This is a genomic window from Treponema primitia ZAS-1 (genome assembly GCF_000297095.1).
Classification (GTDB): domain Bacteria; phylum Spirochaetota; class Spirochaetia; order Treponematales; family Breznakiellaceae; genus Termitinema; species Termitinema primitia_A.
On record NZ_AEEA01000103.1, the window covers coordinates 13,594 to 34,911 of the forward strand.

Here is a 21,318-nt window from a genome sequence, read left to right on the forward strand (position 1 = left end):
TGACTTGGCATTTAATATAAGATTCAATATCTTTTCCTATTCACCCTTGCGTCTCTTCGGTGCCGAATCAAGTTTAGCCTATAGCTTAAATCCTATTCCTAAATTTATAGAAATGCCATGTGTTTCATATGAATACTCGCCCAGAAAATTATCGTTGTACTGCCCATCCCATTCCCTCAAATCATCGTTTGTTTTTTCGTATTCACTGTTAAACTTAAAACCATAGGAACCATTAATGCGAAAATATGTTGTAGGGTTTAGTGCATAATCCATTCCCGCGCCAACCCGCAGCCACAGCGCGCTATGTTTTGACGACTCAAACTGTCCGGAAATCAGCGCAAATCCATACTCAACGCCGGCAAGGGGGAAAAGGGTGATTTTAGAAAATTTAAACGGATATTTTCCAAATAGTCCAATATTCAAAATGCCAAAACCATTCCCCCATTGTGAATCCTCATGGAAATTAACATCCCTATTATCCAAACTCGTTCTGCCATCAATCCAGTAGCCGGTTGTTCCGGATAACTGAGCATACATAAAATCTACGCTTACCAGCGCGTATATCAGATCCAAAAACATACCGCCGCCTATATTATATCCCGTTTGATCAAATGAATAATCGCCCAGTTCATATTCCACTTCCATGGTACGAAATAGCAGACCCCCTTTCAAACCTCCGCCCATACTGAACCAAGAATCGTTTTGCTGTAAAACGGGGGCCGGCTTAGCTTCGCGTTGTTTTGTTATGCGCTTCGCTGTGCTCGTTGATGCGGCAGGCTGTCCCAATAAGACGGCCATAGTATCGTCCGTTAGTATCGTTCTTGTTTCTATACCGTGAATCGCCGCTGTTTCCACATCTATTGCCCGTAGGCGCAGCCGGTAATTTGAACCAAAGGGATCGATTGAGCCGGAAATTATAATTTCCGCTCCAAGTTTCTTTCCTATGGATTGTGCCGATACATCGCTTACCTCTCCGGAAAGCTGAAAATCCATTTCCTGTTGTATCAGCTCAAGATTTTGACGATCCACAATGGTATAATTTCTTTTTTGAAGAAAATATTTGATTATTTCATCAATTATATATTCCGAAAGAGTGGCGCTTTCTGATTGCATATTCAAGACGACTATTTTCGTACCCGGTGTTATAATTTCTGAAAAATTATTAACAGACTCGCTGATCCCCGTATCAATACCGGCAGCTTCCTGGGCGTTAATAAGTTGATTGAATCCTAAAAATCCAATAATACTCAAAAACAATATCACCTTCTTCATAGGTTTTAGTATTTACTACATTGGAGTATATAGTCAATGGTTTGGGTTTTATTACGAAAAATTTAATAAACCTACAAAAATGTAGGTTTATTTATCTCATGGGTAGGTATCGCTGCCTTTAATCGCAGGTTTTTTGAAGGTTTCGGGGCGGACTTGTATCCCTTGTGAAAATAATCCCTCCCAGGCTATAGTACTCCCATGGGAAAAAGCAAATCCGGCAATCCTAATTTTCCTCCGTCCGTTGAGGATATCCCCAAGGGGACTTTGTCCCCAGGACTGCTCCACGGCGAGCTTATAGCGGAGGAGGATACACGGGATCATTCCCTCCGCCCCCATAGTTTGAAGGAATTTCTGGGACAGGCGGCGATGAAGGAAAACCTGGAGGTCTTTATCAAGGCTGCCAAGGCCAGGCAGGAGAGTCTGGACCACCTGTTTTTGATCGGACCCCCGGGGCTGGGAAAGACCACCCTGGCCCAGGTGATTGCCCACGAGCTGGAGACGGAGATTGTCCAGACTTCCGCGCCGGCATTGGAAAAGCCAAAGGACCTGGTAGGGATACTCACCAGCCTGAAGGATCGGAATGTTTTTTTTATAGACGAGATACACCGGCTCAAGCCCGCCATCGAAGAGATGCTCTACATCGCCATGGAGGACTACGAGATGGACTGGATAATAGGCCAGGGACCGGGGGCGCGGACATTGCGGATTCCCATCAAACCCTTCACCTTGATTGGGGCTACCACCAAGGCGGGGAATGTCTCAAGCCCCTTGGTAAGCCGCTTCGGTATCCCCTGTCGTTTTTCCTTTTACGAGAAGGCGGATATGGAAGCCATAGTCCTCCGCTCCGCAGGAATACTGGAAACTAAAATCGATAAGGATGCTGCATCGCTCCTGGCCGCCTCCGCCCGGGGTACTCCGCGGGTAGCGAACCGGCTGCTCCGCCGTATGCGGGACTTTGCCCAGGTGGCCGGGGCGGCTTCAATCACACAAAAAGTGGTGGCAGAAGGACTGCGCAGGCTGGAGATAGATCATCTGGGCCTGGAAAAACAGGACCGGGAAATCCTGGCCATGATCATCAAGCGCTACAACGGGGGCCCCGTGGGCGCAGAAACCCTGGCGATTTCCATAGGGGAAGGGGTGGATACCCTGGAGGATTACTACGAACCCTACCTGATCCAGGCGGGGCTCCTCCAGCGTACCCCCCGGGGCCGCATGGCTACCGCCTTAACCTATGAACACCTCAAACTTCCCAAGGGCAGCAATGAAACTAACGGACTTCTCTTTTGATCTCCCCCAAAACCTGATTGCCCAATACCCGCCGGAACAGCGGGGGCAGAGCAGGCTCATGGTTCTGGATCGGGTACAGCACAGCCGCTCCCATCACCGTATGGCGGATCTTCCGTCCCTGCTTGAACCGGGGGACCTCCTGGTCTTTAACAATTCTAAAGTCAGGAAGGCCCGTATCTACGGAACAGGATCCGGCGGCAGCCTCGGCCGGGTAGAATTTCTGCTCCTAACACGCCGGGATCCCCACACCTGGACGGTCATGGCGCAACGGACAAAACGCCGCCGCATCGGGACCCGCTATGTTTTTGCGGATGGACTGGAAGCGGAAATCACCGGCGAAGAGGGGGAGCTCCGTTTACTCCGCTTTGACCGCCCCATTGACGAGGCCTGGCTTGACCGGTACGGACACATTCCCCTGCCCCCCTACATCAGGCGTGAGGATACCCCGGCGGACAGTGAACGCTACCAGACCGTTTACGCCGCCGTCCCCGGTTCCGCAGCGGCGCCCACGGCGGGGCTCCACTTTACCGAGGAAATCCTCGCGCGCCTTACCGAGGGGGGTATAGAAAGCGCCTTTGTCACCCTCCATGTGGGGCTTGGTACCTTCCTCCCGGTGCGCAGCGAAAACATCGAGGATCACCGGATGCACGAAGAAAACTATTCCATTGATGAGGACACCGCCGCCAAAATCGAACGGGCAAAGGCGGAAAAGCGCCGGGTTATCGCCGTGGGTACCACCAGCGCCCGCACCCTGGAGTCCGCCTGGGATGGCAGCGACCAGTTCGGGGAACTTCGCTGCAAATTGCGCCGTGGCGAAGGGGCCACATCTATTTTCATCTACCCCGGCTATACCTTTAAGCTTGTGGACGCCCTGTTCACCAACTTCCACACCCCCGAATCGACCCTGCTGATGCTGGTATCGGCTTTTGCTGACGCAAAACCCGGCGCCTTTGCGGGTAGAGAATTCATCCTGGACTCGTACCGGGAGGCGGTAGAATTGGGTTACCGCTTTTTCAGTTACGGCGACGCCATGTTAATCGTCTAGCGGAGCCCTCAACCTTCCCCAGGGATTACCGATAATAGAAGGAGGTTCAAAAAATATTTTCGGAGGACGATAATGAAACGTTACTGTATAAAATGCGGATCAAATCAGGCTGCATATTGTGATATCCTTGAACAGACCGCCGATGGGTACCGGGTCCGCATAACCAGGATTACCAATGGGTATGAAAAAACACTTGACGATTTTATGGACAACCAGCTTTTTGAAACCTGCGTTAAAACCGGGTATATTTTTGAGATGAAAGAAAGCGCCAGTTCTGTCGCCTGAAAAAGCTTCTCCAATAGGCAGAACGCCCCTGGCTGTGGATAGTTGCTTTTTATTTACAATTTCCTTAATCCCACTCAAAACCTACTCTAAAATCGCCGTTTCCCAAGGTACCGGCGTTGTCCCCGATAATGGGGGCGCGGTCCCCATTGGATGTCCCGGAATCGCTTGCGATGGGTAGGCTAGGCGTCAGAGACTGGGCGGCCGCTTCAAAGGGCGATACCACCCGGTTGTTTGCTTCATCAAAATAACTATTTCCCCTTCTGGCGACAAAGACCTTCCGTCCATTGGCAAGGGAGTATTGGACACGCCCATTGTCAACATGGAGGTTCATGGTATCCATTTCAAAGGAGGTTCCCCGCACCGATGCGGTTGCGGTGGGGCTCCGCACGGTAAAATCGGTCTTGCCTCCCGAGGGGGGCGTCACATCGGCCCGGATTCTTCCGGTTTGCAGTTGCAGCGATACTGTCTCGTTACCATCGTTGTTTATGATTTCTTCCAGGCTTAAACGGGTAAGGGGCCGTATGGTTAGGGTGGAGTTCCCCAGGGCAATTATTGCGCTGCTTTTAAAGCCCGTGGATATCAGGGTGTTCTTCGTCAGGGTATCTCCCGCTGCGGCGGGTGTCCATGCGCTTTCGTTTGTGATTTTAAGCGTTACATCCCCGGTTAATTCCCGGATAAAAGCGTTTTCCTGGGCAAAGATTGACACCTGGCGCCCCGGAAACCATATACCGATCAGCGCTAACAGTACCAGTATTTCTTTTTTGCATAGCATCATGTGTCTCCTAAAATGAAAGAATGGTTCCTAATGAAACGCGGTACTTTAAATCCGCATCGCTGCGGAAAGCCTTGCCTAAGGCGGGGAAGAAGGCGCCGCCGCCAAGGGTGAACGAAAGGTCTGTAAGGGGCGCCCAGGTAAGGCCGCCGTAGATCTCGCCCCCCAGGAGGGGGGAACGGGAGTCGGGGTCAAGGTCGCTGTCCGTATAGGTAAACGAATCGGTTCTGAAAAGATAGGCCGCCGAGATTTCCGCAGAAAGGGTGTTGTGCAGCCGCGCGGCGTATTCCGCCTCGGCCAGGGCCAAGCCGGAGAGCCGGGGCCGCAGGACTTTGCCCTGGGCCACGGTGTTTATGGGCAGAAAGGCGGTAACCGTGTCATTCCACGCTCCGGAAGAAACGGCGCCGCCAAAGCGTATGCGGTCTTCCATCGCGCTGGGGAGGAGCCAGACCAGGTGGGCGGCGGCGGCGAAACTCATGGCGGGGTCGGTGTCTTCAATCTCCTGCATCCCCAGAATGCCGCCGAATTCGGCGTTCCAATCATCCAGAAAAGGGACGCCCAGTTTTACTTCCGCGTACTGGGTATGGATTGTCGCAGTATCGCTATCGTTCATATCATATTGCCCAAAGACTGCGAAGGCAAGGTCGCTGCCGGTATCGAAAAGGGCGGGTATCTCCAAACTTACGCCATAGACCAGCCGCCGGGAGGCGAAGTAGACATCCCGGTCGTGGTAGTCGGTGAGGTCTTCGCTGTTCATCACGATGTAGGCGTTCCGTTTGTTGAGGAGCCCGGTGTAAAAGGCGCCGACGGAAAGGCGGGTCTTTCCCAGGTCGGCGCTGAGGGCGAGCCCGTCAAAGAGGCCGGTGGCGGCGAGCTGGAGGGGTTCCTGCCAGAACAGGCGGCCCAGATCAAGGTGCAGGCCGGGTGCGGCCTCGCAGCTGAACTCAAAGCGATACAGCTCCGGGACGGACTTCCATTCTTCGTTCGCCAACTCTGCGGTGATGCCCCCGGAAAGGTAGAGGTCCCCCTTTTCTCCAAGGGGAGCGGCGAACCAGGGCATCACCGTTCCGGTGTATTCAAAGCTGCCGTAGGGTTCATCACCATTACTGAGCACCGGAGATTGGTTTAGCACCAGCCCAAAATCCTGGGCCGCCGCCATGACCGCGCACAGGAATACTAATAGGCCGATGAGGGCTCTTTTTACTTTCATACTGATGGGCCTCTTCGAACCGGAGCTTCCGTGTATTCAAGGACCCGGCCGAGTATTTGCAGCAGCCGCTCCCCGGAAACTTTCTGGGTGGCATAGGCGCGGCCCTGTATCAGGCCCCGGTAGACTAAATCCCGGTAGGCGTACCGGCTGCCGTGGGACAGGGTAAACATGAGGCCCCCCTTGATGCCCGCCGCCTGCATGATGAGGAGCGATACGCCCCCCAGGGTGACGGCGCTGTCCGCCCTCGCCTTCCTGGGCAGCCAGTTCCGGTTCAGCGCAAACTGGTAGGCGTCGCCGGGGGTGGTTCCCCCGGGGACCGCCTCCACCGACGAAAGGACCAGCCACGCCGCGTCCTGGCAGCTCACGATCGGCGCCCCCAGGAGCCGCTCCAGTTCCCCCGCGGTTTCGGCGTGGGCCCTTGGGGCGGAGAGCAGGGCGGCGGCCAGGGTGCAGAGCAGTAACAAATATCGTTTCATGATGTTCCTTCTATAACTGCCATCCAAGATGCCTGCTTACCATCCGAAGCTCATCCCATAGGTGCCCGTGGGCAAGCCACCGGTGGCGGTGTGGGGTACGGTCTCCCAGGACAGTACGGGGTAGGGATAGTCCGTGCCAAGGTACTTCCAGTAGTCGTTGACGCCGACGGTAAAGTTCCAGTTAAGGCCGACGGTGATAGGGACGGCGCTACTGATAGGCATTGCGCTGATGTAGATTGCTTTATTCGTCTCTCTCTGGAAATCTTCGCGGAAAAGGGTGACATTATTGTAGTTGCCGTCAGTAGAATAGGCTGTATAGCCGTCAAGGTTAACAACAGAGGTTACCGCCGGTGTAAAGATGATGTTTGCTGCGGCAAAGTTGAAGGTGTCGGTGGTAACACTGTCACCGATACCATGCACTACAGGATTACCGTTACCTTTGATGGTGCTATTCAAGGCAATGCTGTTGTTGACCTTGTTACTATTGCTCGTATTCCCCACAATACCGCCGGCATAGGCGTTTCCGGTAACAGCGGCAGGGGTCCCCACCGCTTCAACGGTTCCCAGGGCGTAGGTGTTGGTAATTTCCTGGGAAGAGCCGAGCTCGCCCGCAATGCCCCCGGCAATACCCTTGACTCGTCCGTCGGCTTTGACATCGGCGTAGGCATAGCTGTTTTCAATCTTATAGCCCGTGCCGGTAGCGATACCCGCAATGCCCCCTGCATAGGCGATCCCGGAGCTTGTATTGGAGGCGGTGGCGGTGATAGTCCTGTCGGTGGCGCCATTGGCGGCGGCATAGGAGGATCTGACGTTGCCACTGGCAGAGTAGCCCACAATACCCCCGGCATACCCGCTAATAACGGCGCTTATCTTTACGCCTCCGGTAAAGGAGCTTTTTTCGATGTTGCCGTAATTGCCCCCGACGATACCCCCGGCAATGGCCACTGCCCCGGTGGAACCGCCAAAGAGGGTGCTTGTCGTGTCGGTGGAGGTACCCTTCACGGTGATGGTTCCTACCGCATGGGAATTGGTGATGGCTATGTTGGAATAGCCTGCAATGCCCCCGACCAAAACCTCTGGGGCGCTTGCTCCGATGTCCCCGGTTCCGATGTCCCCGGTTCCGATGTTCCCGGTAAAGGTATTGCCTGCGAAGGGGTGGGAACCGTCACCGTTGAGTCTTCCGGTGATCCCGCCAATCTCCAGGCTGGCTCCTAGTATGTTGTTGGTTGCATAGATACCGCCGTCGCCGAGGACCGAAACGGTAATCCCCGTGGCTGTTGTATTACCAAGGGCTCCCGCAAGGCCGCCCACCCTCGTGGGGCTAAAGGTAAGCTCTAGCGGGGAGTCTTGGGTGCCAAACGCGTTTGCGGCATATTCCACGGTTAGATCCGTAATCGTCGCCTGAGTGGCGTTGCCGAAGAGTCCCAGGTACTGCCCCATTAATGCCGTGGGGGCGAAGCTCTGGATGGTTATCTTCTTTCCGCCGCCGTCAAAGGTGGCTCCAAAGGAGGTCGTGTCATCGCCGAGGGGAGTCCATGGATCGGTAAGGGTAATGTCGTTCACCAGGTGGTAGGTTTTCCCCGAGGTAATGGAAAGGTCGCCCGGCCCAATGCGCCGCAGTTCCTCTTCATTGTGGATGAAGTAGGTCGAAAGACCCGCCTCGTAGTTGGAGTCTAGAATCATGGAGATGGTCTCCGTTACAGGGACATCGTGAGCAATGGCAACAGCTTTGGCGCCATTGCCCACCAGGTTTGTGTAGGCATTGTCATCATAGGCAGTAGCGTTAATGGTCCAAGACCCCTCTTCCAGGGTTAAGCTCTTTTCGCTAACCGCTCCCAGGGTCAGGGTGTAGCTCCCGATGGTGGCATGGGTAAAAGTGAGCTTGTAATACAGAGGGATGGTGGGATCGCCTGCCCACGCAACGGCCCGGGAAGCGGCCCGGCCGGCTGCCGCAGGCGGCGCTATAGCCGTGCCGGAGAGGACTATGGTGATTCTCCCCTTGCCAGCTTCCATGGGCGGCTCTTTCCGGGCGCTGTCCGGCGCGGCGGGGAGGTCGCAGGAAATGACCGCGAAGGCGACCATCAAGGTCATCACGATGAATCTAAATATCTTTTTCATAACATACTCCTCTTTATAGTTCTCCACTCAGGAGAAATAGCTTTATAGATAAGCATAGCGCGTTTAACCGAAGATGCCGATTTCTTTTGGCTAGACTTTGGGGGTAAAATCTAGACTTTTGTCTAGGTTTTATTCGCAAGCGTTTTACCCGTGGGGGCTAATGAGCCCGTTGGCCACGGCGTATACCACGTACTGCATGATGCTGTCGTAGCCGGTTTTATTGAGGATGCCGGTGATAACCGCCTTGAGGGTGCCTTCGGAAATGTTGAGTTCCTGCTCGATAAAACTGCGATCCCGGGCTTGGGCAAGGAGGCGCAGGATCCGCATCTCCCGGTCGGTAAATTTCGGGCTCAGGGCCGCCAGGGTGGGGACATGGGTGGGAAAGGTGCCGTATCCTGCCATGGTTCCCCGGATTATCTGTAAGAGTAAATCGTTCTTTACGTTTTTATAGACAAAGCTATGAGCCCCGGCTTTTCGTGCGGCCTCGATAAAGGTAATCTCCGGGAAGGCGGTTATGATGATGATCTTGGTGTCCGGGAATTCAGCCAGAATTTCCTGGGTGGCGCTTATGCCGTTAATTTGTGTATGGCTGCTTTCTTCCTGCGCCAAGCCCCGGTGGGAACCGCCGTTTACCAGGTTGTCGTCGGTAAGCACATCCATAAGGATAAGGTCAGGCCGGTTCTGACGGCAGAACTCCAGGGCATCCCCGGCATGTTCCAGGGCGCCGACGACCTCCATATCCTTCTCGCCGGAAAGTATGGTGGTCAATGCTTCCCGGAGCATGGTCATGTCCTCAACAATCAGTATGCGTATCATGTGCATCTCCATTGTCCAACAGGGTACCGGCTATCAATCTGAAAAACCTTAACTTTTAGCCAGACTTTTAGCCCTTTGTTAAGACTTTTCTCCAGAGCCTGCTGCGGCGCTGAGCTGTTCCACAAATTGTTTAAAGGAATCGTAGAAACCGGGGCCATGTTCCCGGATCCCCGGGCTATCCTCCTCCCTGCCCAGGGCTTCGAGGACCCCAGCCTCCGCCGAAAGGGCATCGGCGCCTATGGAAAAGAGTGCGTTCTTGAGGGCATGCATAAGGGTGGCAAAAAAGAGAAAGCTTTGGTCCGCAACTTGCAACGAAGTTTCCCGCGCTGGCGCCGGCTGACCCCTGTCTGCGGGAGCCGGAACGGCCGCAAGCTGCTGGAAATGAAACAGTACGTGCCGCAGGGTGTTTATGCGTTCTTTGCTGTCTTCGCAAAAGCTGCTGAGCACATAGCGATAGCCCTCTTCTTCGCCGCCGGTGCGTTCAAGCCCCGCGGCGGTATCCAGGCCGTCCAGGTCCGGGAGTGCGCCGTTCCCCGCAGGCGTCCCGGCAGCGGCAGACGTCTCGTCTGTGGCAGACGGGGCAGCTTCTTCCACCAGCACCGGGCCCTGTTTTCTTTGGGGATAAAGCGCAGGAGGGTTTTGTCCAGGTCCACCGCTTTGAGGGGTTTGCTCAAGAAGCTGTCAAAGCCCTTGGAAGCGAACATCTCATCATTGCCGATAAGGGCATTGGCGGTTACCACAACGATGGGTGTTTTGTTCCCCCCTTGCCGCAGGCGGCGGACCGTTTCGACGCCGTCCATGCCGGGCATCATGTGGTCCATAAAGACCAGGTCGTAGCGTGTCGCTGCCATTTTGGCGATGGCTTCTTCGCCGCTGCCGGCGCTGTCGGTTTCAAGCTTGTACAGGCGTAAATAGCCCTGGGCCACCTGGATATTGGAAGGGACATCGTCCACTACCAGGACCTTGGCCGCCGAAAGATCCGCCCGCGGAAAATTGATTTCCGCATGGCGGCGCTTTTCGTGGTAGCTGAAACTCTCCAGGGCGGCGGCAGTGGCCCTTCCCATGGGCTGCCCGTCCAGCCGTTTCTGTCGCACCCGGGCGGTAAACACGCTGCCCTTGCCATATTCGCTTTCCACGGTGATGGTCCCCGCCATAAGCTCCACCAGCTGCCGGGTAATAGCGAGCCCCAGCCCGGTGCCTTCGATGTCCCGGTTCAGCTCCTGGTCCGCCCGGCCGTACTCGTCAAAGATACTGCCCAGGGCTTCCGCTTTAATGCCCAGGCCGGTGTCGGAAACCACAAACACTAACACTATGTCTTCAGCAGCATCCCTGTCTTTTTCAAAACCCACGGCAAAGCGCACTTCCCCTTCTTTGGTGTATTTAATGGCGTTGCTTAAAAGGTTGTTCAGTATCTGCCGCAGCCGCAGCTCATCCCCAAAAAGATTGACCGGGAGGGCGTGGTCCAGTTCCAGGATAAAGTTGATGGGCTTATCCCGGATACGCACCGTATTAAAGGAGACCGTGTCGTTTATTAAGCTGGGCAGGTCGTATTCCACCGGCAGCAGTTCCAGTTTGCCCGATTCAATTTTTGAAATATCAAGCACATCATTAATGATTGAAAGCAGGATGGCCCCTGACTGGTGTATCTGTTCCAGGCGGCCTTTCTTGTTTTCATCCCCCCCTGCGGCATACAGTTCAAGTTCGCTGTAGCCCATGATCGCGTTAAGGGGGGTGCGGATTTCGTGGCTCATGTTGGCAAGGAAATTGCTCTTTGCCTGGGAGGCGGATTCCGCCAGAGCGGTTTGCTCCCGCAGGGCAAGGGTACGCTGCTCCACCGTGGTCTCCAATGAGGCATTAAGGTCGGTCAATTCCTGGTACATTTCGGAAAAGCGCCGGGAAAGGATCAGGGCGGCCCCCAGGGTAAAGACCGTAAACCCATACCGGGAAGTAAGGATGCCCCAGTTAAGAAAGGCGGAATCAATAAAGTCGAAGATGCCGGTGATAAACGCAAACACAATGCCAATGGCAAGGTTCCCCATGGGCTCGTGAACAAGGTTCCACCAAAGGTCTTCCGCCAAGGTAAAGGCCGTGCCGTCATCGCGGCGGCGGGGCGCTTCCTTCCACGAGCGGTAAGCGCGGTAGAAAAACTCGTACCCAAAGTTGACGCTAAAGATATAGAGGATCTCCACCACCCCAAGGCCATAAAAGATATTGATGCAGTCCTCGCCGTACTGGGGGGCAAAGAAGAGCTCCGTCACCACCATGGCCAGGCTTATCCAGAGCATCACCTTGGCAGGCAAGCGAATCCTGCCCTGGGTAAGGCTCTGAAAAAAGCAGCTGAGTAGGGGGAGAAAAAAGAAAAGCGTGGCAAATTCCAGGCGGGACCATATATTGGTATCCGGGCTAAAGGCATAGATGCATGAAATCCGGGTGAGGAAGTATATCCCCAGGCAGAGCGAAAAGGCGCCGTAGTAGAGGTTGTACCGCACGTCCCGGCGCTGGAAAAACAGGATAAAATGGTAGAGCCCCAAAAAGATATAAATGCCTATCAGGGCAATGGTCACCGTCTCGCTGCTTGCCGCCGCTATCACTTCGTAGTCGTCGATATAGACCGGAGTGCCGTAATAGAGCCCCAGGTTATCGTGGTTGGGATCCCCCGCCAGGTGGATAGTCAGGGTGTTGGCGCCCTCCACCAGGAGATCCTCGTCGAAGGGGAAGCGCACCTTCCGCTGCGCCCGGTGGGAAACAATTTCCCCCGCCGCATCCAGGTGCAGCTCGTTCTTAATCAAGTGGCCGTTAAGGTATATTTCCCAGTTATCCCCCAGGGCGGCAATAAACAGCCCCGGTACTTTTTCGACGTCCTGCCGCATAAAAAGGAGGGTGTCGTACCCCACCTCAAAGGGGATTACATAGGTAAAATGCTCCACCCTATTTCCAAAGGGCGAAAGGAACACCCGCCGCGGAAGCCCCTGGAACTTCTCCTTGACGATCACCAGGGCGCTGTCTCCCGCCGCCGCGATTTCGCGCCATTCCGGCCCCATGGGGGATCCCAGGGCATCCGCCGGATCGAAGCCCTTTTTGCCATACAGGGCGTATTCCCGGAGGTTGATATAGACAGGGCTATCCCCCGCCCGGTGGGAGGAGAAGAAGAAAACGAGGACTATAAGGATGATCGAAGCCGCCACCAAAAGTGCGGCTGCCGCCAAAACCGGGGCGGCCTTTAAAATATTTTTCATTGATTTGGCGCTTTCAAGCATTAAGAATAGCACAGAGAAAGAAAAATGAGCTAGCCATGCGGCTCAGCAATGCCGTGGTTTGGGCAAATAATATAAAGAGCTTAGATTCATGGCTTCTTTTCTCTTAACATGCATGATATGCTACCTAAAAGGGGTTTGTCAGTTTTGACAATAAACCATGATTAAATCATTCAATGAAAAGGAATCCGAAAAAATCTTTAATGGTATGGTGTCTAAGAGATTACCCTTGGATATCCAAGCAAGGGTATTCACTAAGCTGACTGATGCCGTAGTATGTAATACGGAATAAATGAGGAGTTTTTATGGATGAACATATTCAAATTGACCATGTTGGTAAGTATCTGCAAGAGGAGTTTTTAGAGCCCTGGAAACTTTCACAGAACGCATTGGCACGGGCTATTGATGTTCCTCCCAACCGTATAACTGATATTGTAAATGGTAGACGAGGTATCAGCGCCGATACGGATTTACGCCTGACCAAACTGTTTGGCCTTTCAGAAGGTTATTTCCTCCGCTTTCAGGAGCATATTGAGACAACCTTAGCAAAGCGTAAAATTGAGCATATCTTGAAACAGATAAAGCCTTTAAAGGCAGCTGTGTAGATAATGACAAAAACGAAAAACCAGAAAAAAATATAGACTTACCACAGTTTGGCGGACAGTACAACCTGATAAAGTAATGATTGTTCGACATCAATATGGTCCGAATAGATATTTTGCTTTTTTAAGGCTTGGAGTTCTCCGCACCGCATACCGGTCAATGACAACGCCGCAAAAAGAAAAAGCCGTAAATCCTTGTATTACAAAGACTTACGGCCATAGGGCTAAGATCCCTTAATCGGGCAACCCGGATTCGAACCGGGGACCCCAAGTCCCCCAGACTTGTACGCTAACCAACTGCGCTATTACCCGAACAAGTGCATACACACTAGTAAAAAGGACTTTATCATAAAAAATCACAGTATGTCAACGCGTATTCTCAGCCTTTCGCCGTCGAAATCTCCCGGCTGTCCCCGTCCCCGCAGGCTATCCACCGGGTTTCCCAGGGTTCCAGGGCTATTTCGTCCGGGAAAAGGTCCGCCGAAAGCCCGTTCACCCGGACCTTGAGTACGGCGGGTTCCGCCCCCATATTCTGGATGCAGAGGACCCAGCGTTTACCCGCCGGCCCTCGTAATAGGGCGAATACTGCGCCGTCGGTGTCCAGGACTTTTTGGGGCGCCCTGGGGGAAAAGGCTTCCTCGGCTTGGCGGAAGTGGAGGAGCCGGTTAATGCCGTTGTTTATCAGGGAGCGGAGGGAACCGCTTTCGTCCAGTTCCTTTTCCACCCGGTCTATGGGGGGGCGCTCACGGTTAATAGCCCGGTTATAGCCCAGCAGTTCCGGGCCTTCCGTCCAGGCTTCGGAGCCTATCCAACTGTGGAAGTACACCGCGGGGAGGCCGGATAGGGAGAGGAGTACCGCCTGAGCAGCCAGAAAAGCGCGGGCGCGGATTTCCGCTGAGCCCAGGGATGGGGGCGCAGTAATACTGAGGTAAGAGCAGTTCAGCTCGTAGGGGATGGGACCTTCCGGAGTGTTCTTGTAATTTACCAGGGCGCCCCGCTTCTTGGCCTCCTCGACGGTTGCGGCGAAGGCGGTGTCATCCACCAGGCCTTTAGCGGGGATCACCCCTACCCCGTCATGGCTTGCCAGGTAGTTGAGAAAGAACCAGCCCTTCCCGGGGGGCGGCAGGGTTTTCGCCCAGGCGCGCAGGGGGCCGGCATCGGCGGAAAGCATACCATGGAGCACCAGGGGCGGCAGGGCGAAGTTATAAACCATGTGGGCTTCATCGCCATCGCCGAAGTAGGCCACGTTTTGGGGGTGGGGTACGTTGGTTTCCGTGAGTATCAGCACATCCAGGTCCAGGGCTTCCGCGACGGCCCGGAACAGTTTTACTACTGCGTGAGTTTTTGGGTGGTGGAGGCAGGGATGACCGTCCTCCTTCCACAGGTAGCCGATGGCGTCAAGCCGGACGATCCGGGCGCCGCGGTGGACGAACTCCAGGAAGATCTTCATAAATTCTAACAGCACCGCAGGATTACTAAAATCATAATCAACCTGATCGGCGCTGAAGGTGGTCCATACGTATATTTCCGAACCATCTTTACGTATAAACGGGGTAAGCAAGGGGCTGGTACGGGGACGTACCACGGATGAAGCATCGTAGTCCTTAGGCCGGGTGGTATACCATCCCGCATACTTCTTGTCACCGGCGAGGAACCCCTGAAACCAATCGCTTTGGACGCTGCCGTGGTTCACCACGAAATCAAAGACCAGCTTAAAACGGCCGCCCAGGGCTGCTATATCATCCCAGGAACCAAAACGATCATCCACCTGCCGGTAGTCCACCACGGAAAAACCATCGTCCGAGGTATAGGGGTGAAAAGGCAGGATGTGCAGATAGCTAAAGCTCCCCCGGTTGCGGCGCTCCAGGAATTTTCCCAGCCTGGCCAGGCCGGTATCCTTCTCCCCGCTCTTGTCCGCCGGCGGGGCAAGCATATCGCCGTAACTTATCAGGAAGGCGTCCTTATGGGTAAACATGGTAAGCCCGGGGCCGCTTTTGACGCTGTTCAACAATCCAAGCAGCTCCGCATAGGTTTCCCGGCCCGTTTCTTCACCATAGATGAAACCTAAAAGCTTTTCCAGCGCTTCTTTTTTGTCCGCATTTACCATTAGAGCCCCCTGTTTTCCATTTGAATTGCCTAATCGCCGCTTGTTGTATATTATAGACGATAATAGATGATACAAGGACATAAAGTAATGAAAAAACCAAATTTATTGTTTACCCTATTGGCAATTCTGCCATTTATCCTGAATGGGACCGGATCTTTTGCCCAGGCTATTCAGGACCAGAGTACAGAAACGACGATTCCCCTCCGTAAAATATCCCTCTTTTCCTCCGGGGTAGCCTACTTTGAGCATGGGGGGGAAATTTCCGGCGACCTGGCCGTTCCCCTCCCCTTCAACCAAGGGGCGGTAAATGACGCCCTAAAGTCCCTGGTAATCAATGATCCCGGTTCAAGTTCCCCTTCGGTACGCTACCCATCGGAGCAGACCCTCTACCGTACCCTGCGGAGTCTGCGGATCGACCTTTCGGGAAACCCCGGGGCCGCAGCGATACTGGAAAACCTCCGGGGAGCGGAGCTCCAGGTGAATACCCCCGCTGCAGTAACCGGGCGTATCCTGGGAGTTGAGTACCGCCGGGCGGATGTTCAGGCTCGGGATGGCGCTTATTACGGTGAACCGGTTCGGGAAGCCTGGCTTTCCCTGGTTACCCCCCAGGGCATACGGGTCATGGCGGTCAAGGACATCAGTTCTTTTTCCTTTACCGACCCCCAAATAAACAACGATCTTAACCGGGCCCTGGACCTTCTCCTGGCATCCCGGGAAGCGGAAACCCGTTTGCTGACCATCTCCCTGCCGGGCGCCGGTCGCCGTACCGTTTCCCTCAGCTATGTTATCCCCGCGCCGGTGTGGAAGGTTTCCTACCGCCTGGACTTAAACCCGGAAAAAGCCCTGCTCCAGGGCTGGGCTATTGTGGACAACGACGGGGATACCGACTGGACCAACGTGGAACTCTCCCTGGTTACGGGCCGTCCGGTTTCCTTTGTGCAGAATCTCTACCCGCCCTACTACCTGTACCGGCCGACCCTGCCCCTGGCTATCGCGGGGATCGCCGAGGCGCGTACCTACGATTCCGGCTGGGGGAATAACCCTGTGGCAGCGGAAGCTGATTCCATGGTTACGGAAGAACAGGAATTTGCACCCAGGGCAAAGATGCTGCGGGAAGCTCCCGCGCCTGCCTCCCCCTCAGCGGCGTACAACTCGGTGCGGCAAAGTGTTGCAGGCGGGACGGCGGAAACCGCCCGGGGGCGGGAACTGGGGGATCAGTTTGAGTTTACCCTGCCCCAGCGCATTACCCTGGAGCGTCAACAGAGCGCCATGTTTCCCCTGGTGGAGGGAACCCTGGATGTGGAAAAAACCCTGGTTTTTGACGGGGCCAAAGCTTCACGGGGGGGCATACTCCACCCGGCTATCAGCGCGGAGATTACCAACACCACGGGGATGAAGCTCCCCGCGGGGCCCATCACGGTTTTTGACGGCGGTTCCTACGCCGGGGATGCCCTGATAGAATTTTTCCCGGTTGGAGAAAAGCGGCTCATCTCCTATGGTGATGACCTTTCCGTGTCCGGCGCGGTGATCGTATCCGGTTCACAATCCCTGCGGGGGATAACCATCAGCGGCGGTGTTATGTCCATCTCCCGGAGAATCACCTTCGAAAAAACTTATACCTTTAGTAACGCTGCGGGGGAGCGGAAGCGGCTCATCCTGGAGCATCCCATTACCCCCGGAACCGATCTGGCCATGCCCGCAGATTTTGATGAGCGCACCGATTCGGTGTACCGCTTTAGCGTGACATTACCGGCGGAACGGGAACTTACCATTACGGTGCGGGAAGAAAGCCCCCGGGAAGAGCGGATCATCCTGGCCCAGCTCCAGGCCGAAATGTTCGCCGCCTATGCCTCAAACCAGGAAATCCCCGCCAATGTCCGCACCGCATTACAGCGGGCCATAGAACTAAAGCGGATCGCCGACACCGCCCGGGCGGATCAGGCGGAACTTGAGGAACAGCGGAGCTACCGGATTTCCGAACAGGACCGGATACGCCGTAACCTGGAAGCGGCGGGTAACCAAACTCCCCAGGGCCAGGAATACCTCAAGCGGCTGGTTGCCATGGACAGCGAAATCGATGCGCTTTCTGCTCAAGTCGATACCGCCCGCAAGGATACCCAAGCCGCCCAGACAGCCTACGAGGCATATCTGGGCGAGCTTAAGCTGTAACCTTATTCCGACGGAAGATCCCCATCAGGTTTACCGGAATCCTCCGCCCGGATCTGGACCCGGCGGATCTTGCCGCTGATGGTCTTGGGGAGCTCAGTGACGAACTCGATGATCCTGGGGTATTTGTACGGGGCGGTGGTTTTCTTTACGTGGTTCTGGAGCTCCAGCTTCAGTTCCTCCGAAGCGGTCCAGCCCTTGGCAAGGATTACCGTGGCCTTAACCACGGTTCCCCGGTCCGGATCGGGTACCCCGGTGATGGCGCACTCCAGCACCGAAGGATGCTCCAGGAGGGCGCTTTCCACTTCGAAGGGGCCAATGCGGTAGCCCGAGCTTTTTATCACGTCATCGGAGCGTCCTACAAACCAGTAGTAGCCATCCTCGTCCCGCCAGGCAACATCCCCGGTATAGTAGACATCATCGTGCCACACACTTTTCGTGAGGGCCTCGTCCCGGTAGTAACCGCCGAACATACTGTCCGGGCGGCGTTTGTCCGTGCGGACTACAAGCTGCCCCTCCTCCCCCATGGCGCAGGAACTGCCGTCTTCCCGGAGCAGGTCAATATCGTAGCCCGGGGACGGCTTGCCCATGGAACCGGGCTTGGGTTCCAGCCAGGGGAAGATGGTGGCCATCACCACCGTAAGCTCCGTCTGACCGTAACACTCGTGGAGCCTGAGCCCCGTACCTGCGAGAAACTGTTCGTAAATTTCCGGGTTCAGGGGTTCCCCTGCCACGGAACAATGTTTAAGCGATGAAAAATCGTATTTTGACAGATCCTCTTTAATAAAAAAGCGGTATACCGTAGGGGGAGCGCAGAAGGTAGTAAGCTTGTACTTGGCGATAACCTTTAACATCGCCTGGGGAACAAAGCGGTCGTAATCGTAGATGAAAATACCGGTCCCCACAAGCCACTGCCCGTAGATCTTTCCCCAGGCAGCCTTGGCCCAGCCTGTTTCCGCCACCGTGAGGTGCAGCCCCCCGGGGACGGCCTGGTGCCAGTATTTGGCGGTGAGTATATGCCCCAGGGGATAGGCAAAGTTATGCTGTACCATCTTCGGCATACCGGTGGTACCCGAAGTAAAATAGAGGAGCATAATATCATCGTTGGTGTTCACTTTTTGGGGTCTTTTGAAATCCGCCGGGGCTTTTTCCCAGATATCCCTGAAATCTACCCAGGGGAAAGAACCGGCGGGTAAGTTCAGGCCCGCTTTGGCGGCTGTCTGCTTAGCCCGTTCAGCGGGCTGCACATCAGCAGGGGTGTGTACCGAGCGGACAAAAGCTTTGTAACGCAGGGCCTGCTTTTTCCCCGATGTGCTCAGCAGCTTTTCTGCGGCTTCATCAACACGGAGCATCACCTGTTCATCGTCCACACAGATAATGGCGGCGATATCCGCAGCATCGCAGCGGTACACCATATCCTTCGTGGTGAGGAGATGGGTAGCGGGAATACAGATGGCGCCGATCTTATGGAGCGCCAAAATGATGGGCCAGTATTCGTGGCGGCGCTTGAGGATCAGCATTACCGGATCGCCCTTGCCTATACCGGCGGCGGTGAACAGGGCTGCTGCCTTGTCGGAAAGCCGCTTGATATCGGCGTAGCTAAACTCCGCCTCGGCGCCAAACTCGTCGCACCATACCATAGCCCGGTCATTGGGGGTTTCCGCCGCCCGGATGTCCATAACATCCCAGGCAAAGTTGAAGTTTTCCGGAATGTTCACAGCATAGTTCGCGTAGTAATCCTCGTAGGAATCAAATTCGGTACGGGATAAAAATCTTTCCAGCATCGCAGCGCCTCCTAAAGGACCATGGCAAGAAACCGGGCCCGTTTTCCCCCAATAGCTTTCATGCCATGGGGCTCGTTGGAATCGTAATAAACACTATCCCCGGGGCCAAGTTCCATTTCATGGCCTCCGATGGAAATTAAAAGACGACCCTCCAGGACATAGTCAAATTCCTGGCCCGGGTGGGTATTGAGGTTCAGGGCTTTCAGTTCCGTATCCGCATTGGCCTCCACCAAAAAGGGCTCCCCTTTTTTATGGTGAAAATTGTAGGCCAGATTCCAGTAAGTGTACATGGGGCGGCGTATAACTTCCGGCCCCTGGGCTGCGCGGGTAAGACAGTAGGTTTTAAGCCGGGAAGGGGCGCCCAACACTAATTCTGTCAGGTCAACCCCAAAACGGCCGGCTATTTCTACCAAGGAGCCCACGGGGAATTCCACTTCCCCGGACTCCCAACTCCGGTACTCGCTAAGGTTAAAGCCCAGTTCTTTAACCAGAGCTTCCGCCGAAATACCTTCAATTTCCCGCAGCACCCGTACACGGGCAGCGATTTCTCCCTTCTCTTCCGCCATAGCAGCTCCTCCTTCTATTATTTTATCCATTCCCGGGATACCAGCTTGGAGGGATACTCCTTGCCAAAAAAACAGGAATACTGATACTTTGCCTGACGTATCAGCATATCATGACCGTTTAAAACTTTGCAACCCGCAGCCGCAGCCCTGGTGAGGAACCGGGTACGTTCCGGTTTGTAGATAAGGTCCATCACCACCTCGGTCCCGTTAAAGAAATATAGTTCCAGGGGATCCCCCTCTAAATCCGGATCCATCCCCACGGATGTAGTTTGAATAATAATATCATTGTAGCCGCTCATCAACTCCGCCCCCCGGCCATCCAAACCGCCCCAGGCAAAGCGGTAGAGCGCAGCAAGCTCACGGGCGTGGACCAGAGTGCGGTTCAGGACCAGGGCTTTTCCTTTTAGGCGGAAAACCTCCGCCGCTGCCGCCCTGGCCGCCCCGCCGGAACCGATGATGGTGATCCGCATTCTTTTAAAATCCTTTTTGCCGGTAAACGCCAGCAGGGAATCGGAAAAACCATGGGTATCCGTATTAGCCCCGGACCAGCCCTGGGGACCGCATATCAGGGTATTGCAGGCGCCAAGGGATTCAACCTCGGCGGTCTTATGGCCCAGATAGGGAAGTACCTTTTCCTTATAGGGGATAGTAACCGAGGCGCCCGCCAGGTTTATCTCTCCGGCCAATTGCATAAAGGCTTCAACGGAATCCGATGGGAAGGGTACGTAAACAGCATCGATCTTTTCCGAGCTGAAGACCGTATTAAAAAATTCGGGGCTGGAAGTAACATTAAGGGGATAGCCCAGGATCCCGAACAGCTTAGTTTTTGGGGTGACGTTCCGGAACCGGTAAAGTTCTACCAAATCCCGGGGACTCAACTGGCCGGGGGCTCCTGGGGGGAAATCTTTCTCCCCCATGGCCGTAGTATAGCTAAGGTAGCAGCCCATGTATTCCGCCAGTATGCGGGTACTGATCCCCAGATGGCCCATGCAAAGGAGTATCTTCTCCATACCCGCAGTTTCCCGGGCAGCCTGATAAACCCTGCGCACATCCTCAAAGCTTTGGGGCATCACCGCCGCCTTGGCAATTTCATCGCCCACATGGAGCATGTTCCGCAGCCTTGCCGCCGGATCTTCGCCAATACCCTGCATATTATGGTAGGAGCGGATGATCCGGGTACCAAAGGTACGGGCCGCCTCTTCAAGGCTGGGAACGTTTAGATCATCCTCCAGATCCACGTAGGCAAAATTACGCCGCCTGTCCGCTTCCGCAAAGGCCAGACCCTTGGAAAACAGGGCGATCCGGGAACCTTCGCCGCCCACAAAGTTTCCGCCGTCCATAAGCCGCCGTATGGTCAGAATAACCGGCAGACCCGCCAATTCCGGGAAACGCCGGATCAGAAACCGTTCGTCGGGATCAAGGAAGTCCACCCGAAGTTCCGCTATGTCCACGTACTTCCGATACTTTTCCAGTACCTCTAAATTTTTGGCGAAAGTTTTTCCGGTCAAGCAAAGGCATATTTTTGCCATACAAACCCCTAGAAAGCATTAGTTTTCAG

The 21,318-nt window shown here is 54.8% G+C and carries 17 protein-coding genes and 1 tRNA gene; 5 read left to right on the forward strand and 13 right to left on the reverse strand.

All coding sequences use genetic code 11. The features are described from left to right. Positions 1-78 precede the first annotated feature (78 nt). Positions 79-1,272 (reverse strand): CsgG/HfaB family protein, encoded by a 1,194-nt coding sequence (locus TPRIMZ1_RS19870; protein ID WP_010261354.1) that lies wholly within the window; start codon positions 1,270-1,272, stop codon positions 79-81. Positions 1,273-1,470: 198 nt separating this feature from the next. Between TPRIMZ1_RS19870 and ruvB the strand changes: the two genes are divergently transcribed. The 3 genes from ruvB (at position 1,471) to TPRIMZ1_RS0114070 (ending at position 3,889) form a co-directional block, all read left to right on the forward strand. Continuing rightward, positions 1,471-2,559 carry a Holliday junction branch migration DNA helicase RuvB gene (ruvB, locus tag TPRIMZ1_RS0114060; protein WP_010261356.1) on the forward strand — a complete coding sequence of 363 codons (1,089 nt, stop codon included), beginning with the start codon at positions 1,471-1,473 and terminating at the stop codon, positions 2,557-2,559. Beyond that, positions 2,534-3,604 (forward strand): tRNA preQ1(34) S-adenosylmethionine ribosyltransferase-isomerase QueA, encoded by a 1,071-nt coding sequence (gene queA, locus TPRIMZ1_RS0114065; RefSeq protein WP_010261359.1) that lies wholly within the window; start codon positions 2,534-2,536, stop codon positions 3,602-3,604. The genes ruvB and queA overlap by 26 nt, the downstream gene beginning before the upstream one ends. Before the next feature lie 72 nt (positions 3,605-3,676). Further along, positions 3,677-3,889, forward strand: coding sequence for a hypothetical protein (locus TPRIMZ1_RS0114070; RefSeq protein WP_010261361.1), 213 nt, complete (start codon positions 3,677-3,679; stop codon positions 3,887-3,889). 64 nt (positions 3,890-3,953) lie between these two features. Here the strand turns inward: TPRIMZ1_RS0114070 and TPRIMZ1_RS0114075 are convergent, their stop codons facing one another. The 7 genes from TPRIMZ1_RS0114075 to TPRIMZ1_RS19175 form a co-directional block, all read right to left on the reverse strand. Beyond that, entirely contained in the window at positions 3,954-4,664 is a 711-nt protein-coding gene (locus tag TPRIMZ1_RS0114075) for a FecR family protein (RefSeq protein WP_026043728.1), read from the reverse strand. 7 nt (positions 4,665-4,671) lie between these two features. Next, positions 4,672-5,871: a hypothetical protein gene (locus TPRIMZ1_RS0114080; RefSeq protein ID WP_010261365.1), complete on the reverse strand. Its 1,200-nt coding sequence runs from the start codon at positions 5,869-5,871 to the stop codon at positions 4,672-4,674. Further along, positions 5,868-6,347, reverse strand: coding sequence for a hypothetical protein (locus TPRIMZ1_RS0114085; RefSeq protein ID WP_010261367.1), 480 nt, complete (start codon positions 6,345-6,347; stop codon positions 5,868-5,870). Before TPRIMZ1_RS0114085 ends, TPRIMZ1_RS0114080 begins: the two co-directional genes overlap by 4 nt. Before the next feature lie 36 nt (positions 6,348-6,383). Further along, positions 6,384-8,465: a hypothetical protein gene (locus TPRIMZ1_RS0114090; RefSeq protein ID WP_010261369.1), complete on the reverse strand. Its 2,082-nt coding sequence runs from the start codon at positions 8,463-8,465 to the stop codon at positions 6,384-6,386. A 144-nt stretch (positions 8,466-8,609) separates the two neighbouring features. After that, positions 8,610-9,281 carry a response regulator transcription factor gene (locus TPRIMZ1_RS0114095; RefSeq protein WP_010261373.1) on the reverse strand — a complete coding sequence of 224 codons (672 nt, stop codon included), beginning with the start codon at positions 9,279-9,281 and terminating at the stop codon, positions 8,610-8,612. Between the two features lie 78 nt (positions 9,282-9,359). Then, on the reverse strand, positions 9,360-9,728 hold the full coding sequence (locus TPRIMZ1_RS20885; RefSeq protein WP_232616835.1) for a hypothetical protein: 369 nt from the start codon (positions 9,726-9,728) through the stop codon (positions 9,360-9,362). Continuing rightward, a complete protein-coding gene (locus tag TPRIMZ1_RS19175; protein WP_232616836.1) occupies positions 9,689-12,517 on the reverse strand; it encodes an ATP-binding protein in 2,829 nt (942 codons plus the stop codon). The genes TPRIMZ1_RS20885 and TPRIMZ1_RS19175 overlap by 40 nt, the downstream gene beginning before the upstream one ends. Before the next feature lie 323 nt (positions 12,518-12,840). Between TPRIMZ1_RS19175 and TPRIMZ1_RS0114110 the strand changes: the two genes are divergently transcribed. Further along, on the forward strand, positions 12,841-13,140 hold the full coding sequence (locus tag TPRIMZ1_RS0114110) for a HigA family addiction module antitoxin (RefSeq protein ID WP_010261376.1): 300 nt from the start codon (positions 12,841-12,843) through the stop codon (positions 13,138-13,140). A gap of 235 nt (positions 13,141-13,375) precedes the next feature. Here the strand turns inward: TPRIMZ1_RS0114110 and TPRIMZ1_RS0114115 are convergent. Continuing rightward, positions 13,376-13,449, reverse strand: a tRNA-Pro gene (locus TPRIMZ1_RS0114115). A gap of 67 nt (positions 13,450-13,516) precedes the next feature. Then, complete coding sequence (locus TPRIMZ1_RS0114120) at positions 13,517-15,244, reverse strand: sugar phosphorylase (RefSeq protein WP_010261379.1); 1,728 nt, start codon at positions 15,242-15,244, stop codon at positions 13,517-13,519. Between the two features lie 87 nt (positions 15,245-15,331). Between TPRIMZ1_RS0114120 and TPRIMZ1_RS0114125 the strand changes: the two genes are divergently transcribed. After that, entirely contained in the window at positions 15,332-17,413 is a 2,082-nt protein-coding gene (locus tag TPRIMZ1_RS0114125; protein ID WP_010261382.1) for a DUF4139 domain-containing protein, read from the forward strand. Between the two features lie 2 nt (positions 17,414-17,415). On the opposite strand, the gene TPRIMZ1_RS0114130 is transcribed toward TPRIMZ1_RS0114125, so the two are convergent. Genes TPRIMZ1_RS0114130 through TPRIMZ1_RS0114140 form a run of 3 tightly spaced genes read right to left on the reverse strand, consistent with a single transcriptional unit; the run spans position 17,416 to position 21,289 of the window. After that, on the reverse strand, positions 17,416-19,194 hold the full coding sequence (locus TPRIMZ1_RS0114130) for an AMP-binding protein (protein WP_010261384.1): 1,779 nt from the start codon (positions 19,192-19,194) through the stop codon (positions 17,416-17,418). Between the two features lie 11 nt (positions 19,195-19,205). Continuing rightward, positions 19,206-19,760, reverse strand: a complete 555-nt coding sequence (locus TPRIMZ1_RS0114135; RefSeq protein ID WP_010261387.1) for a helix-turn-helix domain-containing protein — start codon at positions 19,758-19,760, stop codon at positions 19,206-19,208. Between the two features lie 17 nt (positions 19,761-19,777). Then, positions 19,778-21,289 (reverse strand): type I 3-dehydroquinate dehydratase, encoded by a 1,512-nt coding sequence (locus tag TPRIMZ1_RS0114140; RefSeq protein ID WP_010261390.1) that lies wholly within the window; start codon positions 21,287-21,289, stop codon positions 19,778-19,780. Positions 21,290-21,318: the final 29 nt, after the last annotated feature.